The sequence below is a fragment of the Streptococcus australis genome (genome assembly GCF_040226615.1).
Taxonomy (GTDB): domain Bacteria; phylum Bacillota; class Bacilli; order Lactobacillales; family Streptococcaceae; genus Streptococcus; species Streptococcus australis_E.
Map to the genome: position 1 here is coordinate 63,785 of NZ_JBCOAT010000009.1, position 19,598 is coordinate 83,382.

General features: G+C 42.2%; 18 protein-coding genes and 1 other RNA gene. 18 read left to right on the forward strand and 1 reads right to left on the reverse strand.

Going from position 1 to position 19,598, the window contains the following annotated elements; translation table 11 throughout:
- Positions 1-26 precede the first annotated feature (26 nt).
- From ABT997_RS08555 to ABT997_RS08575, 5 genes are all read left to right on the forward strand, one after another.
- Complete coding sequence (locus tag ABT997_RS08555; RefSeq protein WP_006597078.1) at positions 27-554, forward strand: SLOG family protein; 528 nt, start codon at positions 27-29, stop codon at positions 552-554.
- Between the two features lie 69 nt (positions 555-623).
- Positions 624-968: a cell division regulator GpsB gene (gene gpsB / locus ABT997_RS08560; protein WP_006597079.1), complete on the forward strand. Its 345-nt coding sequence runs from the start codon at positions 624-626 to the stop codon at positions 966-968.
- Positions 969-989: 21 nt separating this feature from the next.
- An RNA gene (gene rnpB, locus ABT997_RS08565) (RNase P RNA component class B) lies at positions 990-1,355 on the forward strand.
- 64 nt (positions 1,356-1,419) lie between these two features.
- Positions 1,420-2,592, forward strand: coding sequence for a THUMP domain-containing class I SAM-dependent RNA methyltransferase (locus ABT997_RS08570; RefSeq protein ID WP_350019154.1), 1,173 nt, complete (start codon positions 1,420-1,422; stop codon positions 2,590-2,592).
- Complete coding sequence (locus tag ABT997_RS08575) at positions 2,589-4,028, forward strand: cell division site-positioning protein MapZ family protein (RefSeq protein WP_272083900.1); 1,440 nt, start codon at positions 2,589-2,591, stop codon at positions 4,026-4,028. The genes ABT997_RS08570 and ABT997_RS08575 overlap by 4 nt, the downstream gene beginning before the upstream one ends.
- A 318-nt stretch (positions 4,029-4,346) precedes the next feature.
- Here ABT997_RS08575 and ABT997_RS08580 read toward each other — a convergent pair whose 3' ends face one another.
- Positions 4,347-4,829, reverse strand: a complete 483-nt coding sequence (locus ABT997_RS08580) for an S-ribosylhomocysteine lyase (RefSeq protein ID WP_350019155.1) — start codon at positions 4,827-4,829, stop codon at positions 4,347-4,349.
- A gap of 269 nt (positions 4,830-5,098) precedes the next feature.
- Between ABT997_RS08580 and ABT997_RS08585 the strand changes: the two genes are divergently transcribed.
- The 13 genes from ABT997_RS08585 (at position 5,099) to ABT997_RS08645 (ending at position 19,475) form a co-directional block, all read left to right on the forward strand.
- Complete coding sequence (locus tag ABT997_RS08585) at positions 5,099-6,706, forward strand: ribonuclease Y (RefSeq protein WP_272083904.1); 1,608 nt, start codon at positions 5,099-5,101, stop codon at positions 6,704-6,706.
- A 196-nt stretch (positions 6,707-6,902) separates the two neighbouring features.
- The gene (gmk, locus tag ABT997_RS08590; protein ID WP_272083906.1) at positions 6,903-7,532 is read left to right on the forward strand and encodes a guanylate kinase; all 630 of its coding nucleotides are present in this window, start codon (positions 6,903-6,905) and stop codon (positions 7,530-7,532) included.
- 28 nt (positions 7,533-7,560) lie between these two features.
- Entirely contained in the window at positions 7,561-7,875 is a 315-nt protein-coding gene (gene rpoZ / locus ABT997_RS08595) for a DNA-directed RNA polymerase subunit omega (protein ID WP_006596845.1), read from the forward strand.
- 62 nt (positions 7,876-7,937) lie between these two features.
- On the forward strand, positions 7,938-10,328 hold the full coding sequence (locus ABT997_RS08600) for a primosomal protein N' (RefSeq protein WP_350019156.1): 2,391 nt from the start codon (positions 7,938-7,940) through the stop codon (positions 10,326-10,328).
- 11 nt (positions 10,329-10,339) lie between these two features.
- Positions 10,340-11,275 (forward strand): methionyl-tRNA formyltransferase, encoded by a 936-nt coding sequence (gene fmt / locus ABT997_RS08605; RefSeq protein ID WP_314369420.1) that lies wholly within the window; start codon positions 10,340-10,342, stop codon positions 11,273-11,275.
- Complete coding sequence (gene rsmB / locus ABT997_RS08610; protein ID WP_350019157.1) at positions 11,265-12,578, forward strand: 16S rRNA (cytosine(967)-C(5))-methyltransferase RsmB; 1,314 nt, start codon at positions 11,265-11,267, stop codon at positions 12,576-12,578. The genes fmt and rsmB overlap by 11 nt, the downstream gene beginning before the upstream one ends.
- Positions 12,579-12,599: 21 nt before the next feature.
- Complete coding sequence (locus tag ABT997_RS08615; protein ID WP_350019158.1) at positions 12,600-13,340, forward strand: Stp1/IreP family PP2C-type Ser/Thr phosphatase; 741 nt, start codon at positions 12,600-12,602, stop codon at positions 13,338-13,340.
- Positions 13,337-15,208, forward strand: a complete 1,872-nt coding sequence (gene pknB / locus ABT997_RS08620) for a Stk1 family PASTA domain-containing Ser/Thr kinase (protein ID WP_350019159.1) — start codon at positions 13,337-13,339, stop codon at positions 15,206-15,208. The genes ABT997_RS08615 and pknB overlap by 4 nt, the downstream gene beginning before the upstream one ends.
- 130 nt (positions 15,209-15,338) lie before the next feature.
- Positions 15,339-16,034, forward strand: a complete 696-nt coding sequence (liaF, locus tag ABT997_RS08625; RefSeq protein ID WP_048691924.1) for a cell wall-active antibiotics response protein LiaF — start codon at positions 15,339-15,341, stop codon at positions 16,032-16,034.
- Positions 16,031-17,050 carry an envelope stress sensor histidine kinase LiaS gene (locus ABT997_RS08630; RefSeq protein ID WP_129822813.1) on the forward strand — a complete coding sequence of 340 codons (1,020 nt, stop codon included), beginning with the start codon at positions 16,031-16,033 and terminating at the stop codon, positions 17,048-17,050. Before liaF ends, ABT997_RS08630 begins: the two co-directional genes overlap by 4 nt.
- Complete coding sequence (locus ABT997_RS08635; protein ID WP_350019160.1) at positions 17,028-17,660, forward strand: response regulator transcription factor; 633 nt, start codon at positions 17,028-17,030, stop codon at positions 17,658-17,660. The genes ABT997_RS08630 and ABT997_RS08635 overlap by 23 nt, the downstream gene beginning before the upstream one ends.
- A gap of 43 nt (positions 17,661-17,703) precedes the next feature.
- On the forward strand, positions 17,704-19,110 hold the full coding sequence (locus tag ABT997_RS08640; protein WP_350019161.1) for a bifunctional Cof-type HAD-IIB family hydrolase/peptidylprolyl isomerase: 1,407 nt from the start codon (positions 17,704-17,706) through the stop codon (positions 19,108-19,110).
- Positions 19,107-19,475: a S1 RNA-binding domain-containing protein gene (locus ABT997_RS08645; protein WP_350019162.1), complete on the forward strand. Its 369-nt coding sequence runs from the start codon at positions 19,107-19,109 to the stop codon at positions 19,473-19,475. The genes ABT997_RS08640 and ABT997_RS08645 overlap by 4 nt, the downstream gene beginning before the upstream one ends.
- Positions 19,476-19,598 lie beyond the last annotated feature (123 nt).

Here is a 19,598-nt window from a genome sequence, read left to right on the forward strand (position 1 = left end):
ACAAAATGAAGAAGGAAGGGGAAATAATGAATAGTTTACTGATTACAGGTTATAAGGCATTTGAATTGGGAATTCTGACAGCTAAGGACCCCCGACTTCCAATAATTAAAGAAGCGATTCGTAGGGATTTAGTCCGTTTTTTGGAAGAGGGAGTCAAGTGGTTGATTTTTACAGGGAATTTAGGTTTTGAAGCTTGGGTTTTAGAGGTTGCTCAGGAATTAAAAAAAGAATATGAGATACAGTTGGCCACAATTTTTATGTTTGAAAATCAAGGAGAGAACTGGAATGAGGCCAATCAAGAAGTCCTCAGTCGCTTTAAACAGGTTAATTTTGTCAAATATGCCTATCCCTCTTATAGCCAGCCAGGTCAATTCAAAGAATACAATACGTTTTTGTTAGAAAATACAGATGGTGCCTATTTATTTTACGATCCAGAACATGAAACAAATCTCAAATATCTTTACAAAATGATGCTAGAAAAGGATCAGTATCATGTCAAAAGATTAAACTTTGATGACTTAAATGAAGTAGCAGAAAAAATTTACGAAAAATAAGTGGTTTACCTTGATTTTTGCTCCTCATTTTTTATATAATGATTATGATTAACTAGAACGGAGAGAATGATGGCAAGTATTATTTTTACTGCGAAAGATATTTTTGATCAAGATTTCAAAAAAGAAGTTCGTGGATTTAGTAAAGTTGAGGTAAATGAGTTTTTGGATGATGTCATCAAAGACTATGAAACCTATGCTGCCTTAGTGAAGGAATTGAAAGAAGAAAATGCTCGGCTCCGTGAAGAATTAGCTAAGAAGACGAGCCAAGCAACTCCGAGTCCATCAGTTCCTGAGTCTGCTCCAAAGCATGAGTTTCCTCAGGTCACTACTACGACAAACTTCGATATTTTGAAACGCTTAAATCGTCTAGAAAAAGAAGTCTTCGGGAAACAAGTTGTAGATCGTGATTTTTAAGACATTAAATATGAACGTGCAATTTTTGGATAATCGCGTGAGAGCTTTCTCTCATGAGGAAAGTCCATGCTAGCACAGGCTGTGATGCCTGTAGTGTTTGTGCTAGGTGAATCCATAAGCCTAGGGACTTGATCTTCAAGTTACGGCGAGCGAACGGGCTAAGTCTTAGGATAAGTTCTACTAGCTCTGAAAGTGCCACAGTGACGTAGTTTTTAGGGAAACCTAAAAAGTGGAACGCGGTAAACCCCTCAAGCTAGCAACCCAAACTTTGGTCGGGGCATGGAGTGCATGGAAACGAACATAGCATTCTGACTGGAAACAGTAGACAGATGATTATCGAAGGAAATGGTACCTAGTCATTTCTGGAACAAAACATGGCTTATAGAAAATTGCATATAGGTGGTGAGGGGGAGAGAAATCTCAACCTCCTTTTTTAAACAATGAGGAATAAATGAAAAAACAATTTGAATTAATTGCAACAGCTGCTGCTGGATTAGAAGCAGTAGTTGGGCGTGAATTGCGAGAGCTGGGCTACGATTGCCAAGTGGAAAATGGACGGGTTCGTTTCAAAGGTGATGTTCGTGCGATCATCGAAACCAATCTTTGGTTGCGTGCCGCTGACCGAATCAAGATCGTCGTAGGCTCTTTTCCTGCCCGCACCTTTGAAGAACTCTTTCAAGGAGTTTTTGCCTTGGATTGGGACCAATATCTCCCTTTAGGAGCACGTTTTCCCATTTCCAAAGCAAAATGTGTTAAATCCAAACTGCATAACGAACCGAGTGTACAAGCGATTTCGAAAAAGGCAGTTGTTAAAAAGTTGCAACAACACTATGCTCGTCCGGAAGGCGTTCCATTGATCGAAAATGGAGCAGAATTTAAAATTGAAGTTTCTATCTTGAAGGACCAAGCGACCATTTTAATCGACACCACTGGTAGTAGCCTGTTCAAGCGCGGTTATCGGACTGAAAAGGGTGGGGCACCTATCAAGGAAAATATGGCGGCAGCCATTCTTCAACTTTCCAATTGGTATCCAGATAAGCCCCTGGTTGATCCGACCTGTGGATCAGGGACCTTCTGTATCGAGGCTGCGATGATGGCTCGTCAGATAGCACCGGGCTTGAGACGGACCTTCTCATTTGAAGATTGGAATTGGGTTGACGATCGTCTGATTCAAGAAGTGCGCAAAGAAGCCACTAAAAAGATCAATCGTGATCTTGTCCTAGACATCATGGGAACGGATATCGATGCGCGGATGGTTGAGATTGCCAAAGAAAATGCTCAAAAAGCAGGTGTTGCAAGTGATATCACCTTTAAGCAAATGCGGGTTCAAGATTTGCGCTCGGATAAGATCAATGGGGTCATCATCTCCAATCCACCGTATGGTGAACGTTTATCCGATGATGCAGGAGTGACAAAATTGTACGCTGAAATGGGAGAGGTTTTTGCACCATTGAAGACTTGGAGTAAATTTATCTTGACCAGTGATGAAGATTTTGAAAAGAAATTTGGGCGACAAGCGGATAAAAAACGAAAATTATATAACGGAACCTTAAAGGTTGACTTGTATCAGTTCTTTGGGGAACGGGTACGTCGACAAGCGACTAGTGAGAAAGGAAACATATGACAAAAGAAGATAAACAGCAGTTGGGCCAAGAGGCAGAGTCCGTTCTTGATTTTAAGGACGCAAAAGAGATGACGATTGGTCAAGCAAATCGCAAAGCTGAAGAAATCGAAGCAGGAGTCAAGGAAACAGACAATGTCCTCGATAAATACATCAAACAGCACCGTGACGAAATCGAAGCTCACAAGTTTGATACAATCGTCATGAAGAAGGAAATGCTGGCAGATGCAGAGGAAGCAGCCACTGTGGAAGGAACGGAGCCAATTCCAAACGAAGAACCTGTAAAAGAAGCAGCACCGTTTGAAACAACTCAAAAAGAAGGTACGTCTACTCGTATTCCAGATCCAATTCCTGGGGAACTTCCTGCAAAAATTAAGTTTGGTCCAGAGCCAACAGAACCATATGTGGATGATGAAATTGAGATTCCTCAAGAACCGAAAAAAAGCCGGGTAAAACCAATTTTGTTTTCAGTTTTAGCTCTGACAGCAGTTGCTACAGCTAGTTGGTTGTCTTATCAATGGATCCGAAACCAGTCTAAAGGGGAGACGACAGTCGTCTCTTCTACCAGCTCATCTAGCAAGAAATCGTCTAGTTCTTCTGCCTCAACGAGTGCGAATACAGAGGCTTTGCTGAAGGACTTTAATGATCAGTATGCAGCCTTCTTTACAGATGACACGCAGACGAAGTTGAAAAATGATTCTTTTGGTAATTTGGAAAAACTGAAAGTAAGTTTAGAAAAATTGAAAGATACCAAGGAATACGATGCAGCAAAGAGTAAATACGATGAATTGGTGAAGCAGGTTTCTGCTATTCAAACAGTAAACTCTCAGTTTACCAGCCCAGTTATTAAGGATGGGGCCATCGATGCCAATGCGCAGGTAAAGAGTAATGCAGTTTTTTCAGATGTGTCGACATCTAATACACAATTGAATCAATTGTTGAAGGATGCTGCTTCTCAAGGACGCTCGCAGCAAGTTGCGACTCCAGCGCCTGTGACAGATGGTGGTGGCAGTGCTGCGGGAGGAAGCGCAGCTTCTTCTGGAACGGTAACCAGTCCAGCTCCTACTCCAACCCCAGCTACTGAAGGCAACACGACAGGCGGAGTGAATCCAGGTTATTCTGGCTTCGGTCTTCAAAGCACTGGTGTGCCTCTTCAACGAAACTTGAGCCGGGTGCCATACAACCAAGCAGCGCTTGACGATGTAAACAATCCTGCATGGACCTTTAACCCTGGTATCTTGGAGAAGATTCTGAAAATCGCTCGGGAACGTGGCCATATCGTAGGGGATCAATACATCTTGGAACGCGTGAATATTATCAATGGCAATGGTTATTATAACCTCTTCAAGCCAGATGGAACGTATTTGTTTAGTATCAATGCTAAAACGGGCTACTTTGTCGGAAACGGAAAAGGCCATTCCGATGCATTGGATTATTAAGAATTAAAAAAGACTTCTCTTTGAAAGAGAAGTCCAAGATTAAAGATAGCGTCTTCTGAAAACTTTTCTTAGGTGAGTACGGACGTCAGCGAACTTCGAAGAAGTTCCATGACTAATTATTGAGCCTAGGGTCTCAATAATTCCGAGTGCTAGAAACAATCGTGTTTCTAGCACTTTTCTCACGGCGGAAAGTTTTAGCTACGCTTAAATGACTCATAATAGAAATCATTTTTTCGAAAAATCATCTAACTATTTTTTGTAAAAAATTGTTTTGACAACATTTTAAGACTTCTCTTTGAAAGAGAAGTCCTTTGTTTTTTATACGATATGGCGTGTGAATGGATCGTCAGAAATACCTTGTTCGAGAATCAATTTACACCATTCTTTAGCAGAAAAGATGCTGTGATCTTTATAGTTTCCACAAGACTCAATCGTTGTTCCTGGAACGTCTTCCCAGCTAGTCGTTTCAGCAATTTCCTCCAAGGAAGATTTAATCACTTGTGCAATGGTGTTTGGATCGTGCTGTCCCCACATAATCATGTGAAATCCAGTACGACATCCAAATGGCGAACAATCAATCATTCCATCTATGCGCTTGCGGATTAACATCGCTAATAGGTGTTCAATCGTATGCAAGCCAGCAGTCGGGATAGAGTCTTCATTTGGTTGAACCAAGCGGATATCGTAGTTTGAGATGACATCTCCTTTTGGTCCGAATTCCTCTCCGATTAAGCGGACGTATGGGGCTTTTACAGCAGTGTGATCTAGTTCGAAACTTTCCACAATAACTTCTTTCGTCATGTATCTTCCTCAATTTCTTTTTTCTTGATTATAGCACAATTGTCGGTGGAAGAAAATACAAGAGAGGAGGGAGACAAGTGGCTATTAAAATGGGGCCTAGAAACTTGTATTCTAGGGAGTTTTTCCATAAGTATCAAAGGAAGAAGCGTTAAAATAATAGCAGAAATAGATTGGTTTTCGCTCGAAAATTGGTTTGTTAATTTTTGGAAAATATGATAAAATGATAAAGAATTTTTAATTCAACTATTCATTAGATTAGAGGTAAAAACATGGAATTTGGAATTGCAATTGTTTTTGCCGCAATCATTGGTTTAGTCATTGGATATGTAGGGATCTCAGTGAAGATGAAAGCATCGAAAGAAGCTGCAGAACTTACTCTTTTAAATGCTGAACAAGAAGCAACGAATTTACGTGGACAGGCAGAACGCGAAGCTGATTTGATATTGAAAGAAGCCAAGCACGAGTCTAGTTCACTTAAAAAAGAAGCACTTTTGGAGGCAAAGGAAGAAGCCAGAAAATATCGAGAAGAAGTCGATGCTGAGTTTAAATCAGAGCGTCAAGAATTAAAACAATTAGAGACCCGCTTGGCGGAACGTTCAAATAATCTTGATCGCAAAGATGATAATCTTACGAGCAAAGAACAAACTCTTGAACAAAAAGAGCAAAGTCTTTCAGATAGAACTAAACACATTGATGCGCGTGAAGAACAATTACAGGAGCTAGAAAAGAAAAAAGAAGAAGAATTAGAAAAAATTGCTTCTCTTAGTCAGTCAGAAGCACGTGATATTATCTTAACGCAAACAGAAGAACGACTCTCCAAAGAGATTGCGACTCGAATTCGAGAAGCAGAAGTGGAAGTGAAAGAACGTTCAGATAAAGTTGCAAAAGATATCCTGGTTCAAGCCATGCAACGGATGGCTGGGGATTTTGTGGCAGAACAGACCAACTCAACGGTTCATTTGCCAGATGATGGAATGAAGGGCCGGATTATTGGTCGCGAAGGGCGAAATATCCGAACCTTCGAAAGCTTGACAGGTGTGGATGTGATTATCGACGACACACCAGAAGTAGTCACCTTGTCAGGATTTGATCCGATTCGTCGGGAAATCGCACGGATGACCATGGAAAGTCTCTTGAAAGATGGTCGAATTCATCCAGCTCGTATTGAAGAGTTGGTAGAGAAGAACCGTTTGGAAATTGATCAACGAATCCGTGAATACGGTGAAGCAGCTGCTTATGAAATTGGGGCCCCAAATCTACATCCTGACTTGATGAAGATTATGGGACGCTTGCAATTTAGAACCTCTTATGGTCAAAATGTTTTGCGTCACTCGATTGAGGTTGCTAAGTTATCTGGTATTATTGCGAGTGAACTTGGTGAAAATGCTACCTTGGCTCGTCGAGCTGGTTTCTTACATGATATTGGAAAAGCCATCGACCGTGAGGTAGAAGGTAGTCACGTAGAAATTGGAACAGAGTTGGCTCGTAAATACAAAGAGCACCCTGTTGTTATTAATACCATTGCCAGTCACCATGGAGACGTTGAACCAGAAAGTGTCATTGCTGTTATTGTAGCAGCAGCGGATGCTTTAAGTGCGGCTCGTCCAGGTGCCCGGAGCGAGTCTCTTGAAAGCTATATCAAACGCCTGCAAGATCTTGAAGAAATTGCAAATGGCTTTAAGGGAGTCAAGACTAGCTTTGCCTTGCAAGCAGGTCGTGAAATCCGAATTATGGTAAGCCCTGAAGAAGTGAAGGATGATAAGTTGACCATCTTAGCTCATGATATCCGTGAGAAGATAGAGTCCAACTTGGAGTATCCTGGTAATATCAAGGTAACCGTTATTCGTGAATTACGTGCCATTGATTATGCAAAATAAAGCTTGCTAAAAGATAAAAAGATAGTCAGCAAAGACGACAAGGTCTTGGTTGGCTATTTTTTATTTTGTTCCATGATAAAAAAAGAAAATAATTATTTCGTCTAGAAGGGGTTGGAAGCCTTGTCTCTAGGAAAAATCTGTTGAAAAATCTTTCTATTTTTGTTACACTAGATAGAAAGATAGCGAAGGAGACAAAATGGCGGATCGAGGATTATTAATCGTTTTCTCAGGGCCCTCAGGTGTTGGGAAAGGTACGGTTAGACGTGAGATTTTTGAAAGCTCGGATAATCAGTTTCAATACTCAGTATCGATGACAACGCGTGCACAACGTCCAGGTGAAGTGGACGGGGTAGACTATTTCTTCCGTACACGTGAAGAGTTTGAGGAATTGATTCGTCAAGGTCAAATGCTCGAATATGCTGAATATGTAGGTAATTATTATGGGACTCCATTGACCTATGTAAATGAAACCTTAGACAAAGGGATTGATGTATTTCTAGAGATTGAGGTTCAAGGGGCCTTACAGGTAAAGAAAAAGGTACCAGATGCCGTCTTCATTTTCTTGACTCCTCCCGATTTAGATGAGTTACAAGATCGTTTGGTTGGACGTGGCACGGATAGTGCGGAAGTGATTGCCCAGCGGATCGAAAAGGCCAAAGAAGAAATTGCCTTGATGCGGGAGTATGACTATGCCATCGTCAATGACCAAGTGCCTTTAGCTGCAGACCGGGTCAAGCGTGTGATTGAGGCGGAACATTTCCGTGTTGATCGGGTGATTGGCCACTACCAAGAAATGCTTCCCAAAGCCACTCAAGTGGTACGATAATTTAGAATAGGAATTAGGTAAAAAGATTATGATGTTAAAACCATCCATTGATACATTGTTGGATAAAGTACCGTCAAAATACTCTTTGGTTATTCTTGAAGCCAAACGAGCTCATGAGTTAGAGAGTGGTGCAACTCCTACTCAAGAATTTCAATCAGTAAAATCTACCTTGCGTGCCTTGGAAGAGATTGAATCAGGAAACGTGGTGATTCACCCAGATCCAGAAGCTAAGCGTGAAGCGGTTCGTCGTCGAATCGAAGCAGAACGCTTGCGTAAAGAAGAAGAAGAGCGTAAAATTAAAGAACAAATCGCGAAAGAAAAAGAAGATGGTGAAAAAATTTAAGGTTGGGTTCGCTCAATCTTATTTTTTGCTATTTAGCGGTAGGACAGGAAGGAGGTGAAAGCATGCTCGCACAAGTCATTGTTGATGTTCCCTTGATGCAAACAGACAAGCCCTATAGTTACCGAGTACCAGAAGAGTTTTCTCCTTTCTTGGAAAAAGGAATGCGGGTACATGTTCCCTTTGGAAAGGGAAATCGGCTCATTCAAGGGATTGTGGTTGACCTTGAAGAGACCACTCTAGCAACTCAAGACCAAGAATTGAAAAGTATTGTAGAGGTCTTAGACTACCAACCGGTTCTAGGAGAGGAGCAATTTTGGTTGGCAGATCAGTTGCGAAAGACGGTTTTTGCCTACAAGATCACCCTCTTGAAAGCCATGTTACCGAGTGTTTTAAATTCTTCCTATGACAAAATTCTCCATCCGACAGAACTGCTATCGCCAGAAGATAGAGAGGACATTTTTGGAACAGCGACCAGTTTGGCCTTTTCTTCTTTGGATATTGATGCTCAAGCACGAATGATGCGACTGACTCGTAAGGGAGAGTTGGAAGTAGAATACCAAGCAGTGGATCGCAAACATATCAAAACAGAAAAATGGTATCGGGTAAATCATCACCTACTTGAAAATTTGGAAATCGCCAAGAATGCCAAAAAGCGCTTGGCCCTGCGTGAGTTCGTCCAAGGTCAAGAAGTGGAAGCACCTTTGAGTGACTTATTAGCGGAATTCTCTCGTCCTGTTGTGAACTATTTCATTGACCAGGGAGCCTTGATTATTTTTGAAAAAGAAGTCAATCGTGCGGCAGCCTACTTTAAGGACAAGGAATCGACGGAGGCCTTGGTTTTAAATGCTGAACAAGAACGAGCAGTCCAAGCAGTCACTCGTCAAATCGGCCAGGACTCCAAACCTTTCTTACTTGAAGGAGTGACGGGGAGTGGGAAGACGGAGGTTTATCTTCAAATCATCCAAGAGTTGCTCGAAAAGGGAAAAACAGCTATTATGTTGGTTCCCGAAATTTCCTTGACGCCTCAAGTGACGGATCGCTTTATTTCTCGCTTTGGGGATCGAGTGGCCATCCTCCATTCGGGCCTATCCAACGGTGAAAAATACGATGAGTGGAGACGTGTTGAGCGAGGAGAGGCCCAAGTAGTTGTTGGAGCACGGTCTGCTATCTTTGCTCCTCTGAAGAACCTAGGAGCTATCATTATCGATGAAGAACATGAAGCAACCTATAAACAAGATAGCAATCCCCGCTACCATGCGCGTGAAGTGGCTTTGCTACGAGCTCAGTATCACCAGGCTGTTTTGGTCTTGGGGTCGGCGACTCCTAGTCTAGAAACACGAGCCCGTGCAGGAAAAGGGGTCTATGAATTTCTTCAATTGACCCAACGGGCTAATCCGCTTGCCCGCATTCCAGAGGTAGAAGTGATCGATTTCAGGGATTATATTGGCCAGCAAGAATCCGGAACCTATACACCTAAGTTGCTAGAAGCAATAGCAGAACGTCTGCAACGAAAAGAGCAAGTCGTCCTTATGCTCAATCGCCGGGGTTATTCCAGCTTTGTTATGTGTCGGGAATGTGGTCAGGTAGATACCTGTCCTAACTGTGATATCTCCTTGACCCTCCACATGGATACCAAGACGATGGACTGCCATTATTGTAATTACCATAAGGCCATCCCAACTGTCTGTCCCAATTGCCAAAGTCGATCCATTCGTTATTACGGGACGGGGACCCAGAAGGCCTACGATGAGTTACAAGAAATTTTCCCAGAGGCTCGTATTCTGCGGATGGACGTTGATACTACTCGGAAAAAAGGGAGTCACGAGGCCTTGTTGGACCAGTTTGGTCAAGGGCAAGCCGATATTTTGCTTGGGACCCAGATGATTGCCAAGGGCTTGGATTTCCCTAATGTAACGCTAGTCGGTGTCCTCAATGCTGATACAGCCCTAAATTTGCCTGATTTTCGCTCGTCAGAGCGGACCTTCCAACTGTTAACCCAGGTGGCAGGACGGGCCGGTCGTGCGGATAAAGAGGGCCAGGTTCTGATTCAGACCTATAATCCTCATCATTATGCCATTGAATATGCGAAACGCCAAGATTATGAAGGGTTTTATGCCTATGAAATGAAGGTGCGCCACCAATTAGGCTATCCACCTTATTATTACACGGTAGGTTTAACCCTCTCTCACAAACAAGAAGAGGTCGTGGTTAAAAAAGCTTATCAGGTGATGGACCTGTTGAAAGCAGGTCTGTCCGATCAGGTCCAAATCTTGGGACCAACGCCAAAACCGATTGCTCGCACGCATAATTTGTTCCATTATCAAATCCTGTTGAAGTACCGGTTTGAAGACCAATTGCCACAGGTTTTAAATCAGATTTTGGACTATACTCAAGAGCGGGAAAATCAAGATCTTCGAGTCAGCATTGACAATGAACCGCAAAGTTTTATGTAGAAGGAGAAAAAATGACAAAAATACTATTTATGGGAACGCCTGATTTCTCAGCTACAGTCTTAAAAGGCTTGATTTCTGATGAACGCTATGAAATTCTAGCCGTTGTGACCCAACCAGATCGGGCAGTTGGTCGGAAAAAAGAAATCCGAATGACGCCAGTAAAAGAAGCGGCTTTAGAAGCAGGCTTGCCAATCTATCAGCCGGAGAAACTATCTGGAAGCCAAGAACTAGAAGACTTATTGGCTTTGGGAGCAGACGGGATTGTCACAGCAGCCTTTGGACAATTCTTGCCGAGTCGTTTGTTAGAGGCGATGAAGTTTTCTGTCAACGTGCACGCTTCCCTTCTTCCAAAATACCGTGGTGGAGCTCCTATTCATTATGCCATCATGAATGGGGATAAAGAAGCTGGTGTGACCATCATGGAAATGGTCAAAGAGATGGATGCTGGAGATATGATTTCCTCTCGCGCCATCCCTATTTTAGAGGAAGACAATGTGGGGACCATGTTTGAAAAATTGGCTCTTGTCGGTCGGAATCTTCTCTTAGAAACTCTACCGGCTTACCTTGCGGGAGAACTTAAGCCACAACCGCAGGACCCCCAACAAGTCACCTTCTCTCCAAATATCAAGCCGGAAGAAGAACGCCTGGATTGGACACGAACCAACCGTGAACTCTTTAACCAAGTTCGGGGTATGTATCCTTGGCCAGTCGCCCATACTCTATGGAAGGGTGAACGCTTCAAGATTTACCAAGCAAAACCGTGTGAAGGTCAAGGAGAACCAGGGGAAATTTTGGCTCTTCATAAAAATGAAATCGTTGTTGCGACGGGTGAGGGTGCCCTGGCCTTGACCCTTGTTCAGCCAGCCGGTAAACCCAAAATGGCTGTTGGAGATTTCTTAAATGGCTTAGGGCGACAACTGCAAGTAGGTGATCAATTTGGTAAATAAGATGCAGACTGCACGAGGGTTGGCCTTATCTATCTTAGGAGAGATTTTCCAGGACGGTGCTTTTTCAAATATTGCCCTCAAAAAATCCTTGGGTAAGGCGACCTTATCAGAAGTGGATAAAAGTCTAGTAACTGAAATCGTCTATGGGACAGTTTCACGCAAATTGACCTTGGAATGGTATCTATCGCACTTTGTCGCTGATCGGGACCAGGTAGATCCATGGATCTATCATCTTTTATTGATGAGCCTCTATCAGTTCGTCTATTTGGAGAAGATTCCTCCCCATGCTGTTGTCCATGAAGCAGTAGAGCTTGCCAAGCAACGGAAGAAGGGGAGCGAAAAATATGTCAATGCTCTCTTACGGAAAATACTACGAGAGGGGCTTCCATCCATTGACCGGATTAAACGAGTCAACAAACGACTTTCGATCCGTTATTCCCTTCCGGTTTGGTTGGTGAAAAAGTTGCTTGATGAGTATGGCGAAAAGCGGGCCATTGCGATTTTTGAGAGCCTATATGTTCGCAACAAGGCCAGTGTTCGAGTTGTCGACCTGGATCAAAAAGAAGAGATCAAGGAGCAATTGCAGGCATCGGATTCCTTGTTGGCCTCAACAGCTCTTGTGAAAGAGAATGGCTATTTTGCGGGCTCTGATTACTTCAAACAAGGAAAACTGACCATTCAAGATGAAACCAGTCAATTGGTAGCTCCAGCTTTAGAAGTACAACCTTCGGATCAGGTCTTGGATGCCTGTGCAGCTCCCGGTGGCAAGACCACTCATCTAGCTTCTTATCTAGTGGATGGGAAGATCACAGCCTTGGACTTGTACGATCATAAGCTGCAATTGATCCAGGAAAACGCTGAGCGTCTAGGAGTAGCAAATAAAATCCAGACAAAAAAACTGGACGCTAGCAAGGTATTTGAAACTTTTGGGACGGATGCTTTTGATAAAATCTTGGTAGATGCCCCTTGCTCTGGGATTGGTTTGATCCGCCGCAAGCCAGATATCAAGTACAATAAAGACAATGCTGACTTTGCATCTCTGCAGGCGATTCAATTGGAAATATTGGATGGAGTTTGTCAAAGTGTGCGGAAAGATGGTATAATAGTCTACAGTACATGCACAATTATAGGAGAAGAGAATTTTGATGTGGTTGACCAGTTTTTAGAAAACCATCCAAATTTTGAACTCGTGCCATTAGATCATGAACAAAAAGATATTCTGAAAGATGGTTGTATTTTAATTACACCAGAATTGTATGGAAGCGATGGTTTCTTTATTAGTCGTTTTCGAAGAATATCGTAATCTCAGGAGGATACGGACAGTATGGAAATTTCTATCTTAACCGATGTAGGTCAAAGACGGACAAATAACCAAGACTATGCAAATCAATATATAAATAAAGCGGGAAAATCCATGATTTTTCTAGCTGACGGGATGGGAGGACATCGTGCTGGTAATATTGCTAGCGAGATGGCTGTAACTGATCTTGGCGCTGCTTGGGTAGCGACTGAAATCAGCACCATTAATGAAGTAAGAGAGTGGTTTGCTGAGAATTTGGAAAAAGAAAACCAGCAGATCCATCGCATTGGTCAAGATGAAGAACATAAAGGAATGGGAACAACTCTGGAAGCTGTTGCCATTATCGATGACCAAGTCTTATTTGCGCACGTAGGAGATTCCCGAATTGGACTCGTGCGTAATGGGGAATACCATCAAATGACCAGTGACCATTCTTTAGTAAACGCCTTGCTCAAAGCTGGACAGATTACGGAAGAAGAGGCAGCTCATCATCCACAACGCAATATCATTACCCAATCCATCGGACAAAAGGATGAACTGCAACCGGACTTTGGTATGGTTACAGTTGAAGCTGGAGATTTCATTGTTATCAATAGTGATGGATTAACCAATATGATCTCTGGCGATGAAATCCGTGATATCGTTGTTAGCAATTTATCGGTCGAAGAAAAGGCAAAAACCTTGGTTCGCTTTGCGAATAATGCTGGCGGTTTGGACAATATTACCGTTGTACTGATTCACTTTGCTGAGGAGGATGTGGCATGATTCAAATCGGCAAAATTTTTGCCGGACGATATAAGATAATCCGTCAAATCGGGCGTGGAGGGATGGCAGATGTCTACCTCGCTCGGGATTTAATCTTGGATGGTGAAGAAGTTGCAGTTAAAGTACTGAGGACCAATTACCAAACAGATCCAATTGCAGTTGCTCGCTTCCAACGAGAGGCCAAAGCGATGGCAGATTTGGATCATCCAAATATCGTTCGGATTACGGATATTGGTGAAGAGGACGGCCAACAATACTTGGCAATGGAATATGTCGCTGGTTTGGACTTGAAACGCTATATCAAGGAAAATGCTCCTCTTTCAAATGAAGAGGCCGTTCGCTTGATGGGACAAATCCTCCTTGCGATGCGTTTGGCGCACACGCAAGGCATTATTCACCGTGACTTGAAACCTCAAAATGTCCTTTTAACACCTGACGGAAATGCCAAGGTCTCTGACTTTGGGATTGCGGTAGCCTTTGCAGAAACAAGCCTCACTCAGACCAACTCCATGTTGGGATCGGTTCATTATTTGTCCCCTGAACAAGCCAGAGGATCGAAAGCTTCTGTTCAAAGTGATATCTATGCGATGGGGATCATTTTCTATGAAATGCTGACGGGTCATATCCCTTATGATGGGGATAGTGCAGTGACCATTGCGCTGCAACATTTCCAAAAACCACTTCCGTCCATCATTGAAGAGAACAAAAATGTTCCGCAGGCTTTGGAAAATGTGGTGATTAAGGCAACAGCAAAGAAGCTATCCGATCGCTATAAGTCGGTAGCTGAAATGTATGTCGACTTGTCAAGTTGTCTATCTTATGAACGCCGTAATGAGAAAAAATTAGTCTTTGATGATGCTTCAAAAGCGGATACCAAGACCCTACCAAAGGTGAACGTGGTTCCAAAACCGGCTCCACTTCCAACATCGGAAGCTCGTCCTGCAGTTCATGAGGACCGACCAGTGGCTTCAGAGGATCGAACAGCTCCAGTTTCTCCAAAAAATAAGCCACGTCGTCGTTTGCGGACGCGCTACAAGGTCTTGTTTGTCGCCCTAGCTTTGGTACTAGCTGCCTTTGCCTTTCTTCTTTATATGAGTCCAGCCAACAAAACAGTGCCGGATGTATCTGGAAAAACAGTAGCAGAAGCGCGTGCTATCATTGAAGATCAGGATCTTCAAGTGGGAGACGAAAAAGAAGAATACAGTGATTCGGTGCTGGAGGGTTATGTAATCCGTACCAATCCAAATGCAGGAGCTCAGAAAAAGGAAAACAGCAAGGTTGATTTGGTTGTCTCGAAAGGACCAAGCACCTTTGACATGCCGAACTATATAAAAATGTCTAGAGAAGATGCTGAAAATGACCTGAAAAATAACTATAAGCTGTCTAGCAAGCTGATTTCGATTGAAGAAGTCGAGACCGATGAAGTGGAGCCAGGAATTGTACTTGAGCAATCTCCTACCGCTGGTCAAAAATATGATTTGACTTCTAATACCAAGGTTGTTCTGAAAGTATCGAAGGAAAGTAATTCGATCGAGTTACCAAGTTATGTTGGTTCTAATTATGAATTTGCTGTCTCTAATCTCGTTCAGATCTACGGGGTGAAGGAAGCAAATATTGAACGGAAGACTACATCGCATCTGCCGGCTGGTGTGGAAGTTCTACCTGGTCAAATTGTGAGTCAGACTCCAGAAGCTCAATCGAGCATCGATATTAAAAAGACTCGCATTGTCTTAACCGTATACGAACCGAAGACGGAACCATCAAGTAGCACGAAAGCTTCAAGTAGTTCATCAGAAAGTTCAACCTCTACAACAGTAGAATCCCATTCCAATACGGAACCTTCGGCTACTACTGAACCAGAATCTTAACATGATGACCTTATAAAACCAGACCCCATCGGTCTGGTTTTTTTAGTAAAGAGAGAGTTGGAATGAATCCTTCTAGAGGCGGAAGCGAATCCTATAGAATTTTGATAAAATAGAATAGAGAGGTTCAATTATGTGGAAGATTCAATTGTTTGTGTTTGTCGAAGCTTTGTTACTCACCATGGCTGCAATCACTATTTTGGCGGGAAATATATCTCGTATCGTCCTAATCGTGGTTCTGTGCTTGCTTCTATTGTATTATTACATCGGAAAACAGCGGAGTAATTTTCTTTTAGTGGCGTCCAGCATTCTGCTGTTTTTTATTGTCATGTTAAATCCTTATGTCATTGCTGCGCTTTTGTTTGCTGTTGTCTATGCCATGCTGGTGGCTTATCCCTATTTTTACCGTGAAAATGAAGAAGTGAAGATAGATTATGAGGAAGATGTAGAAATCCGACAAGAGAAAACGCCTTGGATTGGGGATCTGCATCATTTTTCAAAGGTAAACTGCCATTTTCGTGATTTAACGATTACTCGTTTAGTGGGGCGGGATACGATCCATTTAGACGAAGTGATTGTTGTGAATCATGACAATGTCATCATCATGAGAAAGATGTTTGGCAATACGAAAATTATTCTGCCGGTGGATGTGGAGCTGAGCTTGCAGGTGAATACCTTGTATGGAGAATTGCGCCTCTTCTCTCAAAAACCTAGAAAATTGAGAAATGAGACAGTAAGCATGGAGACACCGAATTATCGAAGTTCCCATCGAACAGTGAAGCTTGTTATTGCGGGGATTGTAGGAGATGTGGAGGTCGTCAGAGGATGAAACGAACAGACTATCTTTTAATCTTCCTTTATACGGTCTTAATTCTAGCTGTTATTATCCATTCAATCTTTGGTCTTTTCGACTTTCAGTGGACTTATCTATTGGAAGATTTATCCAAACTGCGTGCTTTTCTGTTTATTGGTTTTGGCTTGACGGTTGCTCTGACTATTTTGATGATTCTATTGATTAAATTGATTCAATTTACAATCATGAACACCGTCCAAAAAAACCTGAGAAACTTGCTCGAAGGCAAGAAGCTAAAACTCGGAGAAAACAAAGAGATTAATGAGGAGTTTCAACGCTTGGATCGCAAGCTCAAACGCCTGACAGAAAATTTGCAACGAACAGAAAATCGGGTCATGCAAAATGAAGAAGAGATTGTGGAGAGAGAACGCAGGCGAATTGCTCGAGATCTCCATGATACGGTGAGCCAAGAATTATTTGCAGCTAATATGATTTTGTCTGGTGTAGCCAGCCAGGATCAAGTTCTTCAACTGCCTAAAGTAGGGCAACAGTTGAAGGGAGTCACAGAAATTTTAAACACCGCTCAAAATGACTTGCGGATTCTCTTATTACACTTGCGGCCGACAGAATTAGAAGGTCGAAACTTGGTAGAAGGTCTCCAGGTGATTTTTAGAGAACTACAAGAAAAGAGTAATTTAGAAGTTTATTTTGAACATGATGTTCAAAAATTACCAAAATCAATTGAAGAGCATATTTTTCGAATTGTACAAGAAGTAGTGAGCAATACACTAAAACATGCCCATGCGAAGCGCTTGGATGTTTATCTGTTGCAAACAGAACAATCACTCCATCTCAAATTAGCAGATGATGGAGTGGGGTTTGATCCAGAATCTTTGGGTGAACTAAGTTATGGTATGAAGAATATTCAGGATCGAGTAGATGACATGGCAGGAAGAATTAAGATTTTGACCAGTCCCAAAAAGGGAGTGGCTATTGATATTAAAGTGCCATTAGTAGAAGGAGAAGATAATGAAATTATTACTAGTAGATGATCATGAAATGGTCCGATTAGGATTGAAAAGTTATTTAAGTATGCAAGATGGAATCGATCAAGTCCTAGAGGCCAGTGATGGTCAAGAGGGTGTTGAGTTAGCCCTAAAGGAGCGACCAGATGTCATCATTATGGATATTGTCATGCCCTATATGACGGGGATTGAAGCGACACTCGCAATCCTAAAGGAGTGGCCAGATGCAAAAATATTAATCCTGACATCCTATTTGGACAATGAAAAAATCTATCCTGTCTTGGATGCGGGAGCAAAGGGCTATATGCTCAAAACCTCTAGTGCAGAGGAAATTTTACGGGCCATTCGCAAGGTGGAGCAAGGAGAGTTGGCAATTGAGACAGAGGTCAGCCAAAAAGTAGAGTATCGAAAAAACCACGTGGAACTTCATGATGACCTGACGGCGCGTGAACGAGATATTTTAGCTTTGCTAACCAAAGGATATGAAAACCAACGAATTGCTGATGAGTTATTCATTTCATTAAAAACAGTCAAGACGCACGTGTCGAATATTTTGTCAAAATTAGAAGTGAACGATCGTACCCAAGCAGTAGTTTATGCCTTCCAACATCACTTGGTCTCTCAGGAAGATTTTTAGTCAAAAACATGCTATAATAGACAGCATACTGAATGGAGACAACATGGATGCTAAAACACGCTACAAAGCGAAAAAGATAAAAATAGTATTTTTTGATATTGACGATACCTTACGAAATGTTGAGACAGGCTATGTTCCAGCTTCAGTCACCAGAGTGTTTTCACAATTACGAGAAAAAGGAATTTACACAGCCATTGCCAGTGGTCGAGGGATTTTTGGAGTGCCAGAAGAAATTAAGGCTCTCCAACCTGATTTCTACGTCACTCTGAATGGTTCCTATGTGATTGATCGTAAGGAGAATGTCATTTATGAAGAAAGGTTACCAAATCCACTTGTTCAGGACTTTATTGCATGGGCCAAGCAGGTAGGGATTCATTATGGTTTGGTTGGGAGTCATCAAGCAGCTCTTTCAGCTCGGACAGAAGAAATGAGCCGGGCCATTGATCCCATCTATCCAAATTTACCAGTAGATCCTGACTTTGCTACCAAGCATCCCATTTATCAAATGTGGACCTTCGAGACTGGTAAAACATTCGATGCCCTCCCAGAAGCTTTAGGGCAGGAATTGCGTTTGGTTCGCTGGCACCCAATCTCATCAGATGTTGTCTTGGATCAGCAATCCAAAGCTCACGGTGTCTCAAAAGTAGTCGAAAAACTAGGTCTCAAACCAGAAAATGTCTTAACGTTTGGGGATGGATTGAATGACATAGAATTATTTGACTATGCTGGTTTAGCGATTGCCATGGGAAACGCCCAAGATGCATTAAAAGCTAAAGCAGATTTTGTCACAAAAACCTTAGAAGAAGATGGCATTTTACATGCCTTAGAGGAGTTAAAAATGGTTGAAAAAGAATTGCACTTACCACAAACAAAAATGGATCAAGAAACAGGACCAATTGCGACGATTCATACCAACTATGGTGATCTGAAGATTCGTCTCTTTCCTGATCAAGCACCAAAAACAGTAGCAAACTTTATTGCGCTTGCAAAAGATGGCTATTATAATGGAGTAATTTTCCATCGTATCATTAAAGATTTCATGATCCAAGGTGGAGACCCAACTGGAACAGGTATGGGTGGGGAATCCATCTACGGAGAATCGTTTGAAGATGAATTCTCTGAAGAATTGTACAATATCCGTGGAGCCCTATCCATGGCCAATGCAGGTCCTAATACTAACGGCAGTCAATTCTTCATTGTTCAAAACCAACACCTTCCTTATTCTAAAAAGGAAATTGCCCGTGGTGGTTGGCCTGAAGCTATTGCAGAAATTTATGCAGAAGAAGGAGGGACGCCTCATTTGGACCGTCGTCACACAGTGTTCGGTCAGTTGATGGATGAAGCTTCTTATCAAGTATTGGATACAATTGCGGCAGTAGAGACAGGTGCCATGGACAAACCCAAAGAAGATGTGGTTATGGAATCCATTGACATCGAGGATGAAGCATGAGAATCGGGGATAAACTGAAGGGTGTTGTGACAGGGTTGCAACCTTATGGAGCCTTTGTTGAATTAGAGACAGGGGTAACCGGTTTAATCCATATTTCTGAAATCCGCAGTGGATATATCGACAACATTCATGATATCTTAAAAATTGGGAATCAAGTTTGTACCCAGGTTATCGATATTGATGAATACTCTGGGAAGGCTAGCTTGTCTCTTCGTACCTTAGAAGCTGGGAACAGAAAGCAGTTTCGACATCATCGTTTTTCTAATGATCGCCATAAGATTGGTTTTACTCCTTTAGCCAAGCAATTACCTATTTGGATTAAAGAAAGTAAAGAATTTTTGAGTGACACTAGTCAAGGAAAATAAAAATTTGTTTCTGCAGATAGAAGAAAAAGAGGCTACATCGTAGCCTCTTTCAGAACGTAGACAAACGTCATTTTTGGCGTTTGTCTTTTTGTTGTATTTTTAAAATTATTTGCTTTATCATCT

Bases quoted from the DNA above. Each gene is read 5' to 3' on its own strand.
- gmk (WP_272083906.1), top strand. From the start codon at position 6,903: ATGGCGGATCGAGGATTATTAATCGTTTTCTCAGGGCCCTCAGGTGTT.
- ABT997_RS08630 (WP_129822813.1), top strand. From the start codon at position 16,031: ATGAAACGAACAGACTATCTTTTAATCTTCCTTTATACGGTCTTAATT.
- ABT997_RS08600 (WP_350019156.1), top strand. From the start codon at position 7,938: ATGCTCGCACAAGTCATTGTTGATGTTCCCTTGATGCAAACAGACAAG.
- pknB (WP_350019159.1), top strand. From the start codon at position 13,337: ATGATTCAAATCGGCAAAATTTTTGCCGGACGATATAAGATAATCCGT.
- liaF (WP_048691924.1), top strand. From the start codon at position 15,339: ATGTGGAAGATTCAATTGTTTGTGTTTGTCGAAGCTTTGTTACTCACC.
- ABT997_RS08615 (WP_350019158.1), top strand. From the start codon at position 12,600: ATGGAAATTTCTATCTTAACCGATGTAGGTCAAAGACGGACAAATAAC.
- rpoZ (WP_006596845.1), top strand. From the start codon at position 7,561: ATGATGTTAAAACCATCCATTGATACATTGTTGGATAAAGTACCGTCA.
- ABT997_RS08575 (WP_272083900.1), top strand. From the start codon at position 2,589: ATGACAAAAGAAGATAAACAGCAGTTGGGCCAAGAGGCAGAGTCCGTT.
- ABT997_RS08635 (WP_350019160.1), top strand. From the start codon at position 17,028: ATGAAATTATTACTAGTAGATGATCATGAAATGGTCCGATTAGGATTG.
- ABT997_RS08580 (WP_350019155.1), bottom strand. From the start codon at position 4,829: ATGACGAAAGAAGTTATTGTGGAAAGTTTCGAACTAGATCACACTGCT.
- gpsB (WP_006597079.1), top strand. From the start codon at position 624: ATGGCAAGTATTATTTTTACTGCGAAAGATATTTTTGATCAAGATTTC.
- ABT997_RS08570 (WP_350019154.1), top strand. From the start codon at position 1,420: ATGAAAAAACAATTTGAATTAATTGCAACAGCTGCTGCTGGATTAGAA.
- ABT997_RS08645 (WP_350019162.1), top strand. From the start codon at position 19,107: ATGAGAATCGGGGATAAACTGAAGGGTGTTGTGACAGGGTTGCAACCT.
- ABT997_RS08555 (WP_006597078.1), top strand. From the start codon at position 27: ATGAATAGTTTACTGATTACAGGTTATAAGGCATTTGAATTGGGAATT.
- ABT997_RS08640 (WP_350019161.1), top strand. From the start codon at position 17,704: ATGGATGCTAAAACACGCTACAAAGCGAAAAAGATAAAAATAGTATTT.
- fmt (WP_314369420.1), top strand. From the start codon at position 10,340: ATGACAAAAATACTATTTATGGGAACGCCTGATTTCTCAGCTACAGTC.
- ABT997_RS08585 (WP_272083904.1), top strand. From the start codon at position 5,099: ATGGAATTTGGAATTGCAATTGTTTTTGCCGCAATCATTGGTTTAGTC.